General features: G+C 52.8%; 21 protein-coding genes and 1 pseudogene. 12 read left to right on the top strand and 10 right to left on the bottom strand.

Annotation, left to right across the window (positions count from 1 at the left end; translation table 11 throughout):
• Nucleotide 1: 1 nt before the first annotated feature.
• The 5 genes from secD to rsmA all read right to left on the bottom strand — a co-directional run bounded on the left by secD (nucleotide 2) and on the right by rsmA (nucleotide 4794).
• Nucleotides 2–1492 carry a protein translocase subunit SecD gene (gene secD / locus DXY38_RS08605; RefSeq protein ID WP_115071294.1) on the bottom strand — a complete coding sequence of 497 codons (1491 nt, stop codon included), beginning with the start codon at nucleotides 1490–1492 and terminating at the stop codon, nucleotides 2–4.
• Nucleotides 1493–1495: 3 nt separating this feature from the next.
• The gene (locus DXY38_RS08600) at nucleotides 1496–2479 is read right to left on the bottom strand and encodes a pyruvate dehydrogenase complex E1 component subunit beta (protein ID WP_006852849.1); all 984 of its coding nucleotides are present in this window, start codon (nucleotides 2477–2479) and stop codon (nucleotides 1496–1498) included.
• A 200-nt stretch (nucleotides 2480–2679) separates the two neighbouring features.
• Entirely contained in the window at nucleotides 2680–3027 is a 348-nt protein-coding gene (locus DXY38_RS08595; RefSeq protein ID WP_115071293.1) for a DUF3082 domain-containing protein, read from the bottom strand.
• Nucleotides 3024–3956 carry a 4-(cytidine 5'-diphospho)-2-C-methyl-D-erythritol kinase gene (gene ispE, locus DXY38_RS08590; RefSeq protein ID WP_115071292.1) on the bottom strand — a complete coding sequence of 311 codons (933 nt, stop codon included), beginning with the start codon at nucleotides 3954–3956 and terminating at the stop codon, nucleotides 3024–3026. Before ispE ends, DXY38_RS08595 begins: the two co-directional genes overlap by 4 nt.
• Nucleotides 3957–3960: 4 nt before the next feature.
• Nucleotides 3961–4794 carry a 16S rRNA (adenine(1518)-N(6)/adenine(1519)-N(6))-dimethyltransferase RsmA gene (rsmA, locus tag DXY38_RS08585; protein WP_115071316.1) on the bottom strand — a complete coding sequence of 278 codons (834 nt, stop codon included), beginning with the start codon at nucleotides 4792–4794 and terminating at the stop codon, nucleotides 3961–3963.
• 38 nt (nucleotides 4795–4832) lie between these two features.
• Here rsmA and DXY38_RS08580 point away from each other — a divergent pair, with 38 nt between their 5' ends.
• Entirely contained in the window at nucleotides 4833–5471 is a 639-nt protein-coding gene (locus DXY38_RS08580) for a uridine kinase (protein WP_244279069.1), read from the top strand.
• Here the strand turns inward: DXY38_RS08580 and DXY38_RS08575 are convergent, their stop codons facing one another.
• Nucleotides 5472–5882, bottom strand: a complete 411-nt coding sequence (locus DXY38_RS08575) for a YraN family protein (RefSeq protein ID WP_244279068.1) — start codon at nucleotides 5880–5882, stop codon at nucleotides 5472–5474. It lies immediately after the preceding gene.
• Between the two features lie 78 nt (nucleotides 5883–5960).
• On the opposite strand from DXY38_RS08575, the gene DXY38_RS08570 reads away from it, so the two are divergent.
• Genes DXY38_RS08570 through DXY38_RS08550 form a run of 5 tightly spaced genes read left to right on the top strand, consistent with a single transcriptional unit; the run spans nucleotide 5961 to nucleotide 8745 of the window.
• Entirely contained in the window at nucleotides 5961–6566 is a 606-nt protein-coding gene (locus DXY38_RS08570; protein ID WP_115071291.1) for an AAA family ATPase, read from the top strand.
• Nucleotides 6567–6601: 35 nt separating this feature from the next.
• A complete protein-coding gene (locus DXY38_RS08565; RefSeq protein ID WP_115071290.1) occupies nucleotides 6602–7081 on the top strand; it encodes a pentapeptide repeat-containing protein in 480 nt (159 codons plus the stop codon).
• On the top strand, nucleotides 7078–7515 hold the full coding sequence (locus tag DXY38_RS08560; protein WP_115071289.1) for a hypothetical protein: 438 nt from the start codon (nucleotides 7078–7080) through the stop codon (nucleotides 7513–7515). Before DXY38_RS08565 ends, DXY38_RS08560 begins: the two co-directional genes overlap by 4 nt.
• Before the next feature lie 27 nt (nucleotides 7516–7542).
• On the top strand, nucleotides 7543–7977 hold the full coding sequence (locus DXY38_RS08555) for a 23S rRNA (pseudouridine(1915)-N(3))-methyltransferase RlmH (protein WP_115071288.1): 435 nt from the start codon (nucleotides 7543–7545) through the stop codon (nucleotides 7975–7977).
• Nucleotides 7978–8013: 36 nt separating this feature from the next.
• Nucleotides 8014–8745 (top strand): SGNH/GDSL hydrolase family protein, encoded by a 732-nt coding sequence (locus DXY38_RS08550; RefSeq protein ID WP_115071287.1) that lies wholly within the window; start codon nucleotides 8014–8016, stop codon nucleotides 8743–8745.
• Between the two features lie 33 nt (nucleotides 8746–8778).
• On the opposite strand, the gene DXY38_RS08545 is transcribed toward DXY38_RS08550, so the two are convergent.
• A complete protein-coding gene (locus tag DXY38_RS08545; RefSeq protein WP_115071286.1) occupies nucleotides 8779–9180 on the bottom strand; it encodes a hypothetical protein in 402 nt (133 codons plus the stop codon).
• 26 nt (nucleotides 9181–9206) lie between these two features.
• On the opposite strand from DXY38_RS08545, the gene DXY38_RS08540 reads away from it, so the two are divergent.
• From DXY38_RS08540 to DXY38_RS08525, 4 genes are all read left to right on the top strand, one after another.
• Nucleotides 9207–9455 (top strand): hypothetical protein, encoded by a 249-nt coding sequence (locus tag DXY38_RS08540; RefSeq protein WP_136988086.1) that lies wholly within the window; start codon nucleotides 9207–9209, stop codon nucleotides 9453–9455.
• A gap of 111 nt (nucleotides 9456–9566) precedes the next feature.
• A complete protein-coding gene (locus tag DXY38_RS08535; protein ID WP_115071284.1) occupies nucleotides 9567–10307 on the top strand; it encodes a GAF domain-containing protein in 741 nt (246 codons plus the stop codon).
• 88 nt (nucleotides 10308–10395) lie between these two features.
• Nucleotides 10396–10839 carry a LexA family transcriptional regulator gene (locus DXY38_RS08530; RefSeq protein ID WP_006852864.1) on the top strand — a complete coding sequence of 148 codons (444 nt, stop codon included), beginning with the start codon at nucleotides 10396–10398 and terminating at the stop codon, nucleotides 10837–10839.
• A 16-nt stretch (nucleotides 10840–10855) separates the two neighbouring features.
• Complete coding sequence (locus DXY38_RS08525; RefSeq protein ID WP_115071283.1) at nucleotides 10856–12130, top strand: Y-family DNA polymerase; 1275 nt, start codon at nucleotides 10856–10858, stop codon at nucleotides 12128–12130.
• Between the two features lie 201 nt (nucleotides 12131–12331).
• On the opposite strand, the gene DXY38_RS08520 is transcribed toward DXY38_RS08525, so the two are convergent.
• Both DXY38_RS08520 and DXY38_RS08515 read right to left on the bottom strand, forming a co-directional pair.
• Nucleotides 12332–13306, bottom strand: coding sequence for an NAD(P)/FAD-dependent oxidoreductase (locus DXY38_RS08520; RefSeq protein ID WP_256359568.1), 975 nt, complete (start codon nucleotides 13304–13306; stop codon nucleotides 12332–12334).
• Between the two features lie 325 nt (nucleotides 13307–13631).
• Nucleotides 13632–13931, bottom strand: a complete 300-nt coding sequence (locus DXY38_RS08515; RefSeq protein ID WP_006852867.1) for a hypothetical protein — start codon at nucleotides 13929–13931, stop codon at nucleotides 13632–13634.
• A gap of 383 nt (nucleotides 13932–14314) precedes the next feature.
• Between DXY38_RS08515 and DXY38_RS14165 the strand changes: the two genes are divergently transcribed.
• Nucleotides 14315–14449 (top strand): DUF3104 domain-containing protein, encoded by a 135-nt coding sequence (locus DXY38_RS14165; protein ID WP_371411001.1) that lies wholly within the window; start codon nucleotides 14315–14317, stop codon nucleotides 14447–14449.
• A gap of 200 nt (nucleotides 14450–14649) precedes the next feature.
• Here DXY38_RS14165 and DXY38_RS08505 read toward each other — a convergent pair whose 3' ends face one another.
• Nucleotides 14650–15105, bottom strand: a complete 456-nt coding sequence (locus DXY38_RS08505) for a hypothetical protein (protein ID WP_115071282.1) — start codon at nucleotides 15103–15105, stop codon at nucleotides 14650–14652.
• A gap of 304 nt (nucleotides 15106–15409) precedes the next feature.
• Here DXY38_RS08505 and DXY38_RS08495 point away from each other — a divergent pair.
• Nucleotides 15410–15755, top strand: a pseudogene (locus DXY38_RS08495) (1,4-alpha-glucan branching protein domain-containing protein); the annotation flags it as partial.

Here is a 15755-nt window from a genome sequence, read left to right as displayed (position 1 = left end):
CTCAAACAGCGGAGGAAGGCAGCTGCCTTGCGGGCAGAAAGTTGGTGGGGCGGCGCAGTGATTGATAGCTCATCAAGAAGCGCAAGAGCGTGCGCGTGCAGGTCAGTGCCGTGAACAGGCTGAGCAGAACACCGATTCCAAGCGTTGCCGCAAAGCCTTTCACCAGGCCCGTCCCGAGAAAAAACAGCGCAGCGCAACTAATCAGCGTGGTGATGTGACCATCAACGATTGAGGAGAAAGCTTGAGAGAAGCCTGTTTCGATCGATCGGATCAAGGTGTTGCCTCGACGTAATTCGTCTTTGATGCGCTCAAAGATCAACACGTTTGCATCCACTGCCATACCAATACTGAGGATGAATCCGGCCGTTCCTGGCAACGTGAGGGTCACTCCGATCAGCTCATAGGCCGCCAGGTTGAACAGGGCGTAAAGACTGAGTGCCAGCACAGCCACCACACCTGCCAGTCGATAGACGAGCAGCATGAAAATGGCGACCAACACCAAACCCGCAAGTGCGGCGATCAGGCTGCGGCGCACATTTTCAGCGCCAAGACTGGGTCCAATCGTGCGCACCTCAAGGATTTCTACCGGCAAAGGGAGGGAGCCTCCGCGAATTTTGACTTCTAGGTCGCGAGCATCTTCTGCGGTGAAGTTTCCAGTAATGACAGCGGAACCACCTGTAATGCCAGCGGCTTTGAACTGCTCACCCACTCCCGCTTCGCTAATTGAGGACCCATCAAGCACGATTCCGAGAAGACGCCCGGTGCCTGCGATTGAGCGGGTGAGCTCTGCAAATTTGTCACCCCCCTCTCGATTGAAGGTGAGCGTCACTTCCCAGCTGCTGCCGTTTTGCTGCTGTTGACGCCCAGCCGTGACGAGATCCTTACCGGTGAGTCCCGCCGGCTCGAACCGATCCACAATTTCTTCGTTGGCACGAGCCAGCAGCTGTTCCAACTGCTCTTGTTCAGAATCAGCAGTTCCTTCAAGACCCAACTCTTTTTGGGCCTTGGCTAACTGCTCAGGGGAGGGGCCATCGTTTTGATCGCCTGAATCAGAGTTGTCCTTGCTTTTGTTCAACTCCAGCACGCTTTCCAATTGAGCTCTTAGCTGCATCAATCCACGCAATTCCTCGTCAGTGCCAGGTTTCTGCGCTCTGAACTCAAGCAACGCTGTACTTCCAAGAACTTCAGCTGCTCTGGTGGGATCAGTTTCTCCGGGAAGTTGTAAAACCAATTGATTGTCTCCAACGGTTTGGAGAGTCGACTCGGCCACACCCAAGCCATTGACGCGGCGATCCAGCACGGCCTTCACGGCTTCCAGCTGCTCGGGTTTCACTTTGGTGATTTCACCGGAAGGCTGCACTTCCAAAGTGAGTTGACTCCCACCACGGAGATCTAACCCAAGCTCTAAAGGAAAACCGGGACTGATAAGAACCGATCCAGCAGCGATGGCCAGAGCGAGGATGAGGGCAAACCACCCCTGTTGACGGGCCATGAATCAGAGCCCCGTGCGCACGATGGCCTGGGCCGTTTCCACGATTTGGTGGGGCTGAATAATCGTCAGATTTTCCAGATTGCCGTTGTAAGGCGTGGGAATGTCCTGGCTGGATAAGCGAATGGGCCGGGCATCGAGATCGTCGAAGCAATGCTCCGTGATCAGGGCAATCAGTTCAGCTCCGATGCCACCGGTCTTCATGCACTCCTCCACCACGATCACCCGATGGGTCTTACGGATAGAGCGAGCGATCGTTTCCATATCGAAGGGCTTGAGACTGATCAGATCGATCAACTCAGCATTAATGCCATCCGCTTCCAGCTGCTCCACAGCTTTCAAACAATGGTGGCGCATACGTGAGTAGGTCAGGATCGTGACGTCACTGCCCTCTTTCACCAGATCCGCCTGATCCAAAGCACAGGTGTAGTCACCTTCTGGCAATTCTTCTGTGAGGTTGTACAGCAACACATGCTCAAAAAAGAGCACGGGGTTGTTGTCGCGGATCGCAGCCTTCATCAGCCCCTTGGCATTGGTGGGGGTGCTGCAAGCCACGATCTTGATGCCAGGCACGGCATGGAAATAGGCCTCAAGGCGCTGGCTATGTTCAGCTCCCAGTTGGCGGCCCACCCCTCCTGGTCCACGCACCACGGTGGGAATGGTGAAATTTCCCCCACTGGTGTATCTGAGCATCCCCATGTTGTTGGAGATCTGATTGAAGGCCAGCAGCAGGAAGCCCATGTTCATGCCCTCCACGATGGGCCTCAGGCCTGTCATGGCTGCACCGACAGCCATGCCCGTAAAACTGTTCTCAGCAATCGGTGTGTCGAGCACACGCAATTCGCCGTATTTCTCGTAGAGATCCTTTGTGACCTTGTAGGAGCCGCCGTATTGACCGACGTCTTCCCCCATCACGCAAACGTGGGGATCTCGGGCCATCTCCTCGTCGATGGCCTCACGAAGTGCGTTGAAGAGAAGGGTCCCTGCCACGGCGTTGCTGCAATCCCGGCCAAGCCGGCGTGAGTGGCCAAGCTATCTCAGCAACGAAAAAATCAGCCTCCTGCGGCAAACGTTGTGAGCAGGAGCACCGAGAGGAGTAACCCCGGAGAAAGCAGCAGGATCAGCTGACCAAGATCATGGGGAGTCATCACCAATAACCGCCTATGGCAGTTCAGGACAGAGATCTGAGGCTAGACAGCATCGGCTTCTTTGCCTGTAAAAAGACTGCGAAGAAACACAAGAAACAGGCCAATCCCAACAAAGGAAAAGCTGAAAGTGGCGAGGAAAGACATTCCGATCAACAACGTTTTCAACGCTGAGGCAATGCTTACGGCGGTGGCAGAACTGAACGTGGGTGGACGGTTTGCGAAATAGGTCACCATCCCTTTGCTCAATCCGAGGCTGATCCAGCCCATCAGCAAACTTGTGAGTGAGCCTGATAAGAAACTAAGAGGACCCTTCTTGCGTTTTGGAGGAACCTCTGGCGTCTCGCTATCACTGCTGCTCTTATCACTGCTGCTCATCTCACTCCTGCTCATGGCATCAGCTTGGCGCCATGAGCCAAAAATGAACAACTCCAGGCATCCAAACCGGCTTGCTCGAACCCATCACGGGCCGCATTCAACGCCTGATCAGCATCCAGTCGATTGGCAAACAGGGCGAAGCAACTCGGCCCTGAACCACTCATCGCCGTTCGCAGCTGCCCAGGAAGACCCTGAAGCAAACGAAGGGCCGTTTGCACAGAGGCTGTTTGAGGTGCCACCACATCCTGTAAGTCATTGCGCAGCGGAGGCGGCTCAGCCGTTCGAAGCGGATGCAACCACGAGGCTGCACGCAATTGCTGCCGCCGTTGTGCAAAAGCGTCTTCATCGCACAAATAGTGGTCGCCCTTGAGACGACGACACTCGCCATAGGCCCAGGGCGTCGAAACACTCACGCTGGGATCTTTCACCAGCACCACTCCGAAAGACTGCGCTGCTGCGGGGACGGATTCCAAACATTCGCCTCGGCCGAAGCAGAGCTGACTCCCACCCGCAAGACAAAACGGCATGTCGGAGCCAAGTTCCGCCGCCATCGCGAGTAACTGATCCAGGCTGTGTCCGAGACCCCAGAGCGTATTCAGCGCCAGCAGAGCGGCAGCACCATCACTGGAGCCTCCAGCAAGACCAGCACCAATGGGAATGCGTTTGCGCAGATGTAGATGAGCGCCAAGCTCATGAAAACCAGAGCGCTGCCGGAGCAGTTCGGCGGCACGCATCACGAGATTGTCGCTGCCGCAACTGAGTCCAGGCTGATCACAGCTCAGCTGAATCAATCCATCAGCGCTGTTGGAACAGTCCAGCTGATCAGCGAGGTCGATGCTTTGCATCACCATCGCCAATTCGTGAAACCCATCGGAGCGCTGACCGAGCACCTCAAGGTGGAGATTGATTTTGGCGGGAGCGGTGACGCGAACGGTGGCGGTCATCCGATCAAGCAGCAGAGTCGAACTGATTCAAACCCTTCGCTAGGGCAACCCAGGCTTCTGGTGCCACCTCCTGGGGTCGTTGCTGAAGGCTGATCCCCGCCTCTTCAGCCACCACTTGCAACTGATCCGGAGCACACAACGGGGCCAAGGTGTTGCGCAGCATTTTGCGTCGACTCAAGAAGGCCATCTTCAGCAGACGTTCCACTCCACGGGCCAGGGCAGGAATAGGACGCCGTTCGGAAGGGAAGGGATCGATACAGATCACCTCGGACTGCACTTTCGGTGGTGGTTGAAAGCAGCGCGGGGGCACAGGACAGACGTGGCTGCACCGTCCCAATAACTGCATGCGCACACTCAAGGCACTGAAATTGCTGTGGCCAGGACGGGCGCGGATGCGTTGAGCAACCTCGTGTTGAACAAGCAAAACCAGCCGTTGATAGGAGGGTTCAACGGGACGATCAAGACGACCGATCAAACGCTCCAGCAGGGGGCCAGTGATGTTGTACGGAATATTGGCCACAACTTTGTTGGCCGGTTCCCCATCAGACAGGTCCAAGGGAACCGAAAGAACATCTCCCTCTTGCAAGGAAAACTTTGGATGGCCTCCAAAGGTCTCCTGAAGCCCAGCCACGAGATCACGATCAAGCTCCACAGCATGGATGGCCGCTGCGTCTGAAGCCAGAAGACGTTCGGTGAGCGCTCCGCGACCAGGCCCCACCTCCAAGACGCGATCCTCGTCTTGGAGGTCCGCGGCCTCAACGATTCGATCCAGCACTCGCTCATTGATCAGCCAGTGCTGGCCAAAACGCTTGCGGGCCGTGTGCCCTGAAAAGGTCATGACATTCACAGCGTTGATTCACTGTGCCCTATGCAGGATTGAAGAACTCGGTCGATGGCGTGATGGCAAAGGTTCCTGTGATTTGCATCACTGGCCCGTCCGCAGTTGGGAAAACCAGCTTCAGCCTGAAACTGGCTCAAGCCCTGGGCGCGCTCAACATTGAAGTGCTCGTGATCTGCTGCGACAACTACTACAGGCACCATTGGCGCCCCCACCCACGTTTCGGATTTGACACCCCGGCGGCCATTGACAGCGACGCGTTGCGAACTGAGCTGGATCAGGTCAGCCATCACGCTGCAAGCAGCTTGCGCACCTACGACATGTCGACGCGTGATGTTGCACGCAAACCCCTGAATCAGAGCTACCAGCTTGTTTTGCTCGAAGGGGCCTATGGGCCGCAAGACCTGCTGAAGGATGGCTCGATCACAGCGTTGTTCTATCTCGAAGCCCCCTTACTGCTGCGCATGATTCGACGGCTTAAACGGGATAAAGAAGAGCGCGGTCGGAATCCCATTCAGATCATCCAACACATGCTGATGCACATGATTCCTGGTGAACGGGCCTTTATCCGCCCCCTGCGATCGGTTTCGGGGCTTGTTGTCAGCAACCCTCACCAGGGTCACCATGCTGCGATGCGGTGCATCCGTGCCTTGATGGCAAACGCATCAGACAGGTGATCACCAGCTGACGCCCGCAAGCGTTTCGATGCGGATCCAGCGCACCCAATGCCGTTGCACGGGAAGGGCTACGAGCGCCAAGACCACTTCGAAACAGCAGCCCTCACTCCAGGGGTTAGCGGCTTGCCAACACTGCAGACTTCGGGCCAAACACCTGCGTTTTGCCTGATCAAACGCAGCGATCCCCCCTCCATCCAATCCTGAGCGGCGGCGAGCCTTCACCTCAACCACCAGCATTCGAGTGCTTGGCAGAGACTGTTTTGTTAGGAGCAGATCAATTTCTCCATACCGACAGGTCCAGTTTTGTTCCAACAAGCGCCATTGATGCGCCAGCAAAATCTGTTTGACATAGCGCTCTGCTTGAGCACCTTGCGCTTGAGAGTTGGGCATGAAGGCACGGCGTGACGACATGCTTTCAACCATTCCCCCAATCAACCTGGCTTCAGTGCACAGATTGAGGGCTATAAACCTTAAAGATTGAATCGTTGTATGCGCATCGCAATTAGCGGCACACATTTACAAGGAAAAAGCACATTCGTGCACGATTGGATTCAACGGCATCATCACTACATTCGCGAAGAAGAGCCTTTTCGAGCGCTGCACCAGGAGGGCTATGACATTCGCTTTCGCCAAGAAAGCACGAGACTGCATAACGGGATTCAGATGTACTACAACATCAGCAGGCTTATGAATTATCAGCAAGAAAGTGACTGCGTTATTTTTGATCGCTGTCCCGTTGATTATATTGCTTATTCCCAGTACACAGCCAATCATCAAACCACTGACATCGACGACGAATTCGTTGAATCATTAGCAGCAAGAGTGCGAAATTCTCTTCAACAACTTGATCTAATCATCTTCTTACCGATTACGGGCCATTGGCCAATTGCGATGGAAGATGACGGAATTCGCCCGATTGACCTCCCCTATCGCGATGAAGTTGATTCCATCTTTAAAGAAATTTATAGGGATCATCGTTTCTCTGTGATGCCCATCAACAATCCGCCAGTCTTGATGGAGCTTTGGGGATCCAGGGAAGCTCGCCTAAACAGCTTGGAACAGGTAATTCAAGCCGAAAAGAACAAACGGATCTAAAAGTCCTAGGCTGAACAACAGTTGTCTCAGTCCCGATGCGATTGCGCTTATTGGCTCCGCTGATGGTCCTTTGGGTCACACTGGCCTTGCCGATGCAACCAGCATTTGCCGCGATGGATTATGCCAAGCAGGTGTTGATTGGTGCCGATTTTTCAAATCGGGAAATGCAAGGTGTGACCTTTAACCTCACCAACCTTCGAGAAGCTGATCTTTCTGGAAGTGATCTGCAGGGGGCAAGCCTTTATGGGGCCAAACTTCAAGACGCCAATCTGAGCAACACCAACCTTCGCGACGCCACGCTGGATTCTGCGGTCTTTGACGGAACCAACCTCACCAATGCGGTGCTGGAGGATGCTTTTGCCTTCAACACGCGCTTTATCAACGTCACCGTTGAAGGCGCTGATTTCACCAACGTGCCCCTGAGAGCTGATGCGCTCAAGGTGCTCTGTGCCAAGGCTGAAGGAGTGAATCCTGTCACCGGTCGAGACACTCGCGAGACCCTGGGCTGCTCATGAGCTTTGATCCCCGCAGCCTGGAGCGCCTCAAGGAGTTGGGCCGTTCGTTGCCTGAGCCGATCGCACCACCTCAACAGAACAAGGATCGGCCCCTCAAGGCGACCGAAAAACGCCATCGCATTGAAACCGAAGACAACCCTGAACGCCTGTTTCAGGAACTGATGAAAGCGAGCAGTGATGGCACTGTTCCTGAGCATTTGATGGCAAGGCTCAAGGAGGCTGAGCGCCACGTTGCGACTCAGAACAAAGCCAAGGCAAAGGCGCAGGTCCAGGCGCTCCCGTCATCCCAGCCCCTATCCAGACAACCGCTTCGCGGTGGCCAGGGCAAAACAACCAGGCCCTCTCGACCCAAGGTGGCGGCTGGAAGCGAAGAAGAATCGCTGTATGTGGCCTTTGGCCAGCTTCTTTTGGAAGATGACGAAGACTGCGTTTGAGTCCTGCATGCGTTGGGATCCTCAGGGATGAATCCCTCTCGCTGCCGGATTATTGCCATCGGGAAAGTTCGCAAGAGCTGGGTTCAGGAGGGAATCGAGCTCTATCGCAAACGTCTTCCTGGACTCACGATCGTTGAGTTGCGTGATGGCACTCCCGAAAAAGAAGCCGAATCAATTCGCCAGGCCCTGCGAAGCAATGAGTGGCCTGTGATGTTGATGGAACAGGGTGAAACGCTGACGTCGATCCGCTTGTCTGAGCGACTCCGCAGCCTTGGATCGCAGCGACTTGCCTTCGTGATTGGCGGTGCCGATGGCTTAACAGCAGAGCTCAAGGCCCTGGCCCACTGGAAACTGAGCCTTTCACCGATGACATTCCCCCATGAGCTTGCAAGACTCCTCTTGATCGAGCAACTGTTCCGAGCCCAAGCGATCCAGCAAGGCAGTCCCTATCACCGTGCGTAACCAGGAAATGTCATTGTTGGCCTCCTACTTGTCGTGATGCTGTCTTCAGCTCAAGCATCGATCGCATCTTTGGAGGCAGAGAGCATGGAGCCAAAAAGTATTTTGTGTTTTGGAGATTCCAACACCTGGGGAATGGCACCTGATGGGAGTGGTCGCTTGCCCTCTGAAACTCGTTGGCCCAATCGACTCCAACAGATTCTGAATCAGCAAAACCCTCATCATCAAACCTGGACTGTCTTTGAACAAGGCTTGAATTCAAGAACTTGGGTCATGGATGATCCCCTAGGTGCCGTTAATTATGGTGGCGACTACAGCTGCAACGGCAGGAAAGACTTGCCCATGATTCTTCATAGCTGCAAGCCTCTGCATGTTGTCATTCTTGCGCTTGGATGCAACGACTGCAAAAGTCATCTAAATCTTTCTGCCGAAGAGATCACTTCTGGAGCAAAAATCCTGATTCATGATGTGCGCATGTCCTATCAATGTGGACCACGTAACTCCAATCACCCCCCCGCGATTGTTTTAGTCAGTCCTGGAGTCATCCAAACCACGCCACAATCTCTTGCGTGGGGATTTAAAGGAGCAACTGCCAAGTCCCGTTTACTTCCCTCTCTGTATCGCAACCTTGCAGAACAAGAGTCGGTGTGTTTTTTCGATCTACAAACTGTCGCTGAAACGTCTCCTCTAGACGGTGTTCACTTCGGTGCCGATCAGCAGGATCCCATTGCTGCTGGATTGGCAGCACTCATCCCAACGATTGCATCGTGAGGGCGTTTGAGCTCCCTGTTCAGCCTCCGTTGTCTATGACGCCTCCAGGGCGCGGAACGTAATCGGCTCGAATTTGGCGATGCTCACACTCCAACACCGTGAGCTGATCGCCAGCAGTCCCCGCTGAAAGGCTGCGCTATCTCCTGTGGTGAGCCAGGTTGCTTTGAGAAGCGGTAAATCCTCAGGCAAATGCTCCATGCCCAGTTCGGCCATCAGCAAACTTCCGGGCCCCGCTTCGCGTTGCAAGGGCCCTTCACCACTTCGTTGCCAAATGCGAAGAAGGAGTTCCAAAGCCAGCTCACAGGCGATCTGCACAGGCACCCCCGCCTCGTCTTGCGTCACATCCCGCGGCAGGGAGCGTCCCCCGAGAGGCATCGCCCGTTTCCCATTCTGCTCAAACAAGGCGATGGCAAGGAGGTAGGGAGAGTCGGCCATCAGCAGCTGCTTCAGAGGTGATCATCTTGATCGATTCGAACTCCGAACCACGACTTTCGCCTGCTGCCACAGCTTTGCGCCTGCTGCCACAGCTTTGCGCCCACAGCAAACGCTTACAACTCCAAACAGAAGAGTCAGAACTGGGCTTACAAACGCTGGATCGGCCTGTTAGCGGCTCCAGGCTCAAAGTACGGCTGATCCCAAGGCTCATACCCATTGGACGTTACAACCGTCAGATTAAGTTAACAATTTTGTTAATTCTTACAAGCCAATAACGGAGAACAGCGCCAAGCTTCAGCCATACAAAATAAACTTTTATTTTGCTTTATGCACTTCTAGCTATTTACGCTCAAAACCATAGAATCAGCCAATGCTCATCTCATCACTTGAAAAAGCCTGAAATTCCCATAAACGAGTCAGAAAGGCTTAAAGCGCTGAATGAGTATAGAATTCTTGGCACAAAGCCCGAAGAAAATTATGACGATATTACCAAAATAGCTTCTTTAACTTGTGGCACTCCAATTGCTCTTTTGAGCCTTGTTGATTCAAATCGTCAATGGTTTAAAGCCAAGGTTGGCATTGAGGCTGAAGAGACTGTTCGCGATTGGTCATTCTGCGCCCATGCGATTCACTCCTCCGAACCTTTAATCGTTGAAGACGCATTAAAAGACGAGCGATTCTTTGATAACCCTTTAGTGCGAGGTGAGCCTAAAATCAGACTGTATGCAGGCTTTCCTCTGCAAAATGACGAAAACCTCAGAATTGGCACGCTTTGCGTGATCGACAAAGAGCCCCACGGCCTATCCGATACACAGTTCAACATCATGCAATCTCTGTCAAGACAAGCCGTTGCTTTTCTTGAATTGAGGAAGAGATCAATCAATTTAATTGAATCTTTCTGCTCACACACTGATGAAGGAAGCTTCATCTCAACATGTTCTTATTGCAGGAAAGCAAAAGACACTGAAGGACATTGGCAGCATCTGGATCAGTATTTATCGACACGCACGAATTTAAACTTCAGCCATGGCATCTGTGATGCATGCATTGAAGAGCACTTCCCTGATGTCCTTGAGGTCTGGGAAACAGAAAAGAAGAGCAAGGACCTGCAAAATCCAACCCCATAAGGGAAACCCTGTTCCGCTGGCATGGCCCGAGCCACAGCACGAGCATTAGAACACTTGTACCATTAAGCGATCGTCAGTGTGCGCTTCCGTGAATTCGGATCGGATATCGCTTCAGCCACCCCAGCCTTTGCGACTCCAACGGAAAGGACTCAGCCTTCCTCTGGCGAGTGATCAGGTTGCCGCAGGGTTTCCCTCCCCTGCTGATGACTACATCGATGTGGGGATCGATCTCAATGAACAACTCATTCGCCATCCAAGCAGCACCTTCTTTTTGCGCGTCAGCGGCGATTCCATGACGGGGGCGGGCATTCACCATGGCGATCTATTGGTGGTCGATCGCAGCCTCGACCCTCGCCCCGGCCGAGTGGTGGTGGCTGTCCTGGATGGCGCCTTCACTCTCAAACGCCTCGCTCGCTATCGCGGCCAACTACGCCTGGAAGCGGCGAATCCTGACTATCCCCATTTAGATCTCCATCGTTGCGGAGATGTGCAGATCTGGGGCGTCGCGATTCACGTGATCCATCCTCTTTAGCGCTCAGGTCGTCGCGATGAACCAGGTCACGGCTCTGATTGATGCCAACAATTTCTACGCCTCGTGCGAGCAAAGCCTGGATCCAGCCCTGATCGGCAGGCCAGTGGTGGTGCTCTCAAATAATGATGGCTGCATCGTGGCCCGTAGCGCGGAAGCACGCGCTCTTGGCATCGCCATGGGCACCCCCTATTTCAAAGCGAAGCGCCATCTGGAACAGCACAATGTTGTGATTCGCAGCTCGAATTACGCGCTCTACGCCGACATGAGTCAGCGGCTAATGAGTTTGCTGGAAAGCCAAGTTGAGGATTTGGAGATTTACTCCATTGATGAGGCTTTTGCCCGGCTGAGCCGCCCCTCGGACGGAAATTTGCATCCATGGGCACAGCGGTTGCGAACCCTGGCTCGACGCAACCTCGGTTTACCCATTGCCATTGGTCTTGGGGCCAGCAAAGGACAGGCCAAGCTGGCCAACCGCCTGGCGAAAGTGGTGCCAGCCCACGCCGGACTCTTTGATCTTGGATTGTGTCCTGATCCCGATCGCTGGCTGGAAACAATTTCCATTGAAGACGTCTGGGGCATCGGCCGCAAACTCGCCCTCTGGTGCCGAATGCGGGGAGTGGTCAACGCACGGGAGCTCCGTGATATGCCCAGTGGCTGCCTGCGCGCTAAGGCCGGCGTGGTGGGAGTTCGACTGCAAAGAGAACTGCAAGGTCATGCCTGCTTACCGCTTGATCTCGACCCCTCTCCGAAGCAGGAAACCTGCGTAAGCCGCAGCTTCAGCCATCCGATTACCAGCCTGGAAGAGCTCCGCGAAGCGATCGCCACCTATGTGGTGCGAGCAGCGGAAAAACTGCGCAAGCAACGTCAACGCACAGCGGCTCTCACGATCTACACGCGCACGAGCCCATTCATTCCAGCTTTTTACAGCCGAGCTGCCAGCACCAGCCTCGATTTACCCAGCAACGACACGCGGGTGTTGTTAGCAGCTGCCTTACCTCTGGTGGAACGCATTTTTCAACCGCACCGTCCGCTGGCGAAGGCAGGTGTTCTGATGCAACACCTGCAGGGAATCGATCAACTGCAACAGCATCTATGGGTGCCCTGTACGGAGGAAGAGCAGCAGAAACGGGAAAGCTTGATGGCAACGGTCGATCGTCTCAATCACCGCTATGGGCGAGGCACCGTGCAATGGGCCGCCTGCGGTCTGGATCCGAGCTGGACCATGCGACGCGAACGGCTGGGTCGAGCCGCCACAACTCGCCTGAGCGACGTGCCTGTGGTGCAGGCATAAACAATGAATCTCTCAAAAAAATCCGAAAGAGCGCCGTTTTTCATCAACACCACAAACACAGATCGAAGCCAATGGATTGATTCAATGACCAGTCACCATGTCAGTCACGATCTGATTCCACTTCTTCTCTGGCATGTTCTTGAACATCCAATCACGAACCCAGCCTTTAAGGTCACCACAAGTGGATACATCAAGGCCGCGTCATGATTCCTTAATCACTGAATCTGCTGCATGCTTACGCACCGCTTGGAACTCTTCAAATATGGCAGGAACTGACCGACCAGAAGCCATCAAATCTGCAAGAAATGCAGCATCAGCAATCGCTGAGCAGGCTCCCATTCCGGCATAAGGACTGGTGGCATGGGCAGCATCACCAATCATCAAGACACGATCACGGTACCAAGGAGATAAGGCCAAAAGATCGCCAGCCTGCGTAGGCACCATTTGATCTTCATCAGTCCATTCCAGACAGGACTGGATCAGCTCAGGAAGAGGCTTCATACGCCTAAGAATCTGATCTTTTTTGGACTCAGTTGCACGAGGGATATAGTTTTTAAAAGCCACATACCAGCGGGTTTCACCATGCCCGAGATCAGCAACTCCTGCTTTTACCCCCGGCTGCCAAAACTCCATTTGAGTGTTCAATGGTAACAATGGAGGCCGTTGATTAATCACTGATATCCAACCACCAGAACCAAGCATTCTGAGCTGAACTCCTGGATGAATAAACGTTCTAACAACACTATTAGAGCCATCGCAAGCAATTAAAACATCACCTTGATCCGAGCGACCATCAGCAAAAGTTGCGATCGCCTGATCCTCAACACTAGAGACGGAAACACATTCACTGCCAAGAATTAAATCATCACCAACCATTCTAGATAGCAATTCAGAAAGGCGAAATCGATTGATTTCATAACTATCCGCTCCCTGCAACCGCGACATCGCACCGATTGGCATCTCACAGACAAATCTTCCCTTTCGACCATGGATCCAAAATGCTTCGAGGGGAGTGCCTACCTCATCAACAGGAACACCCAAGTCTTGCAAGATTTTGATCGCATAACTCCAAATCAGAAATCCTGTTTTCTGATTTTGAAAATGATTATATTTTTCATGAACAGTGACAGGAATACCGTGCTTCTTAAGAGCTAAGGCAAGCGTGAGTCCAGCGATCCCTCAGCCTACGATCAATACCTTCATCATCAATCCCAGGAACTGGGCCCAGCAGGCAAACCAGCCAAGCTGAGCATTTAAGAGAAATTTAGAGCATAAAAATATCCAAGAACAATATTAGCAACAACAACTTAATACCTCCACCAGCAGCAGCTTCGGCTGCCCTGATGTTGTTCAAGCAAAGTGCCTATGGAAAGTCTCCTACGTCGCTGCCCAATCAGACGATCATAATGCTAAACACACCGAATCAATTGGCAAAAAACGATGATCTAAATGGCAACTCTAATGATCTTTCTACCCATGCATACCAACGAACATCCAACACTTACAACGCATCTTGCAATAGCTGCACTTCTAATTCACGTCGACTCAGCAATAAAACCATGCGATATCCATGGCTGTTAAGGCCTGTCTGTTCTCGGACAAGATCTGTATGAGCAAGCGCCAAACCACAGGTTTCAACGAAAAGAACGGGAAGACTACCGGCATGGCCACTCATGCCTTGAAGATCAAGCGCTTGACGCACTGCTTGTTGCGCCTTTTCAGCTCCCAGGCGTTCAACAAAAGCGGGCCAGAGGTGATTCACTGGCGTGTAGGTCGAGAAGTCAATCGTGGAATCAGTCATCAAACGGGCAACTGCTCAATCGCAACCATGATGAGACAATTTAAAAGCTTCAAACTTGTGTAATTGCAGCGGGTTTGGAGGATTGCAGTTTTCAGTTGCCCATACGTTTTAGGACAACGGTTAGGACAACTGGTTAGGGCAACTGGTTAGGGCAACTGGATGGACAATCCATGAGCGTGATTTTAGGGATTGACCTACAGGCTTGCCCGCCCTAGAACTTGCACAGTAGTTCAGGTGTATTAGTGAGCGTTGATCATCTATCCACAGCCGTCAGTCCATTGGCTGGAGCCAAGTCGCCAGCATTCCTGAGCGTCAAGACTGGTGACTGGGTGATCGTCCAAGCAGCACAGCAGGTCGCGCATCAACTGAATAACGATTGGTGAATGGGGCAGGTTGTTTTCTGTGAAGGCGGCGCTCGTGATCCACAAGTGAACACGATGTTTCAGGTGGCGAACGTTGACGACGGCGGAATCTTCTGGGTCAACGGTGATGAAGTGACGCCCCTTGATGGCAATTAAACATTTCAGATCGTCAGTCTTCTAATCCAAAGATTTGAACTATCAAATCAATGCCAACAAAAAACCCCGCACTTGGCGGGGCTAGTGAATATTCAGTCGGGAGATTGATAGCGACATCTACTCTCTCTGCTTTACTCTTGCGGGTTCTTGTATTGCTTTGGCCGCATTTGTTAAAGGCTTCAGCCTTGCTGTTATTATTTTTAGAGTCCAACATATTTTCCGTACTCTCTAAAGGTTCCATTGCAGATGATGACATTTCTATTCTTAGAATTCGTAAGGCTGAATGCCTTGCCTACATCAAAATCAAGATATCTCCAATCGCCACCTAGTGAATCACGTAAGTAGTTGTTGTTTCTTAATGACCCGTAGTAGGTCATTTTCTTGCCGTCTCGCCAATTGATGCGAATCTTGCCTTCGCCTAAGCGGTCTACCTTGCATGCAATTACCTGATAATTAAACGAGCAAGGAACAAATTTCTCGGCTTTCGAGGGAGTAAGGGTAATTGATGATGTGCTTACAAGTGTAGCGACACAAATCGCAGGTAAACTTTTCATTATTTGAAAGTGAATGGAGTACATATCTTTTGACCACTTCATCATTGCTGTAGCGGCAATAAAAGTGATCACCCATTCGGGTGAATCTACTAAACGGATCATGCCCCTAACGGGTTAAAGGCTCACTCCCAGCTGCCAAGCCATCAACCTGTCCTTTTCCTCTTCAATCAATAAAGGAACCATCCAGTCAGATTCGACCTCACCAGCTACCTCCCTTCCAAGCTCTTCAATGCCAAGGTCAAGCTAAGACTTGTAGCCATCAGCGTCATTAGCCCTCAGTGCCATCAGCAGCTCTTGAAGCAAAGCCAGCGTCATCTGAGTGTCGAGAGTCATGGGTAGGGGTCAACTGCTTAAAGCATTCCCCGCAGCAATAAAAAACCCCGCTGGTGGCGGGGGGAGGTTCATGTTCCTGGCTGAACTATTCCGGCAAGGACCGGAGCAACAGGTGCGATTCACAACCCTGCGTGGTGTTTTAAGCCAAACCCCGAATCTGCAAATTTGCGATCCCTCCCCCTCCAGCTGGGGACAGGGTGGTTTTCATGATTATTGGCTCAACGACAGCAATGCCTGGATCATTCCTGAGTGGAGCCGTACCGGCAGGGCGATAAAAGAACGCTGCAGCCGCGGAGTTGGCAGTGAACAGGGGCTGCGCATGCTGCATCAAGCAGGCCGCAAATTGCTTTTAGCTCAATCGTCCGATTGGAGTTTCATCCTGCGCGCAGGCACCACCACTGGACTGGCCAAAGAACGGA

Origin of the sequence: Synechococcus sp. UW179B (assembly GCF_900474245.1) — a bacterium.
Taxonomy (GTDB): Bacteria; Cyanobacteriota; Cyanobacteriia; order PCC-6307; family Cyanobiaceae; genus Synechococcus_C.
Note: the sequence above shows the minus strand (reverse complement) of the source record. Positions and strands in the feature narration are given on the sequence as shown.